Source organism: Spirillospora sp. NPDC046719, assembly GCF_040645715.1.
In the GTDB taxonomy this organism is placed as follows: Bacteria; Actinomycetota; Actinomycetes; order Streptosporangiales; family Streptosporangiaceae; genus Spirillospora.
The window spans coordinates 1-2,042 of record NZ_JBEYYT010000820.1 but is presented as its reverse complement, the minus strand read 5'-3'; the positions used below and the strand labels follow the sequence as shown (position 1 = coordinate 2,042).

General features: G+C 74.7%; 3 protein-coding genes. 2 read left to right on the top strand and 1 reads right to left on the bottom strand.

The features are described from left to right. Window positions 1-51 precede the first annotated feature (51 nt). A complete protein-coding gene (locus tag ABZ914_RS50620) occupies window positions 52-576 on the bottom strand; it encodes a MarR family winged helix-turn-helix transcriptional regulator (RefSeq protein WP_387018715.1) in 525 nt (174 codons plus the stop codon). Window positions 577-641: 65 nt separating this feature from the next. On the opposite strand from ABZ914_RS50620, the gene ABZ914_RS50615 reads away from it, so the two are divergent. Next, on the top strand, window positions 642-1,673 hold the full coding sequence (locus ABZ914_RS50615; protein ID WP_500201715.1) for an alpha/beta hydrolase: 1,032 nt from the start codon (window positions 642-644) through the stop codon (window positions 1,671-1,673). A gap of 39 nt (window positions 1,674-1,712) precedes the next feature. After that, window positions 1,713-2,042, top strand: a 330-nt coding sequence (locus ABZ914_RS50610; RefSeq protein WP_500201714.1) for an SDR family NAD(P)-dependent oxidoreductase, incomplete at its 3' end; no start/stop codon positions are given.

Below are 2,042 nucleotides of genomic sequence, written 5' to 3'. Positions count from 1 at the left end.
GGCCTGCGCGGACAGGCCGCCGGGACGCGTGGTGCCGGTGCCGCGGTGGGGTCAGGGGCGTTCGACGGGCGGCATCAGCGGCGGCCCTTCGGCCTCGACGGCCGCGGCGACCTTGCGGAGCAGGGCGGACAGCTGCGCGCGCTCGTCGCCGGTGAGCGGTGCGAGCAGCGCGTGCTCGGCGGCGGCCTGGTCGCCGATGGTGCCCTCCCACGCGGCGTGGCCCTTGTCGGTGAGCGCGACCAGGAGCCGCCGCCGGTCGGACGGGTCGTGCGCGCGGGTGAGGTACCCCGACTCCTCCAGCCGGTCGAGCCTGCTGGTGAGGGTGGCGGGGTGGGTGTCCAGCGCCTGGGCGAGCCAGGTGGGCGTGGCCTGGTAGGGCGGCCCGGTGGAGCGGAGCCGCCAGAGGACGTCGTACTCCCAGCCCTTGAGGCGGCGTGCCTTGAGCGCGGCCTCGCGGCGCCGCCGGAGGAACGCGACGAGGGTCTGCATGCGGGTGATCGCGCCCTCGAGGTCGGGGTCGAGGTCCGCCAGTTCCCGGGACCAGTAGGCGATGTGCCGGTCGATCGAGTCCTCCACACCGCGAAGATACTATCTTCTCCGATAGTATGTTTTCGTAATAACAGAGAGTGAGGACCCCCCCCATGCCCTTGTGGCCCCCCGGATTCGCCGGCCGGATCGACGAACGCACCATCGACAGCCGGCTGCTGCGCGGCAACCCCCTCGGGGACCCGCACAGCAGGCCGCTGTGGGTGTACACGCCCCCCGGCTACGACGACGAGCCCGAGCGCCGCTACCCGGCCGTCTACATGCTGCTCGGCTTCGCCGGCACGCTCCCGGCCTGGAGCAACCAGCCCGGCGCCTTCCGCACCTCGGTGCCGGTCGCCACCGACGCGCTGTTCGCCCGCGGCGAGGCACCGCCGATGATCATGGTGTTCGTGGACGCCTGGACCACCTACGGCGGCAGCCAGTACGTCGACTCCGCCGGCACCGGCCGCTACCACTCCTACCTGTGCGAGGAGGTCGTCCCCTGGGTCGACGCCCGCTACCGGACGCTCGCCGACCGCGACCACCGCGCGGTCGCCGGCAAGTCCAGCGGCGGGCTCGGCGCCATGGTCACCTCGATGCTGCGCCCCGACCTGTTCGGCGCGTTCGCCACCCACTCGGGCGACTCGCTGTCCGAGGCGCAGTACATCCCGCACTTCCTGCACGCCGTCCGCCACCTGCGCGCCTACGACGGCGACATCTTCGCCTGGTGGCGCGACTTCCGCTCCCGCGTCGCCTTCACCAAGGAGGAGGACCTGCGGCTGCTGGAGGTCCTCGCGGTGTCGGCGTGCTTCTCGCCGGACGCCGACGGCACGCCCGTCCTGCCGTTCGACCCCGTCACCGGGGCGCTGCGGCCCGAGGTGTGGGAGCGCTGGCTGCGCTGGGACCCTGTCCGGATGGCGCCCGCGCACGCCGAGGCGCTGCGGTCCATGCGCGCGATCTGGATCGACGCGGGGACCCGCGACGAGTGGTTCCTCGACCTCGGCGCCCTGGCCTTCCGCGAGGCGGTGCGGCGGGCCGGCGTGCCCGAGGACACCGTCCGGTTCGAGCTCTTCGAGGCGGGCCACACGGCGATCGAGTACCGCCATCCCCAGGCCCTCGCCTGGCTGGCGCACCGCCTCGCGCCCTGAGCGCACCGACGGAGCCCGGCGGCCCGTAGGCTTCCGTACATGATCGATCAAACGGCGTCGTACCTGTCCGGGCTGTTCTCGCTGGAGGGCAGGACGGCGGTGGTGACCGGCGGAAGCTCGGGGATCGGGCGGGCCATCGCGGTGGCGCTGGCGCGGGCGGGCGCGTCGGTCGTGGTGGTCGCGCGGCGCGAACCCGAACTCGCCGACACCGTCCGGGAGCTGGAGTCCCACGGCTGCCGGGCGGCCCGGGTCAGCGCCGACCTCGGGTCCCGCGGCGGCGGGGCGGGCGCGGGGCGGGCCGAGGCGGGGCCGGGCGGGGAGGCCGGCGGGCGGGTCAACGCGGGCGGGGGGAACCGGCGGCCGCCCGAG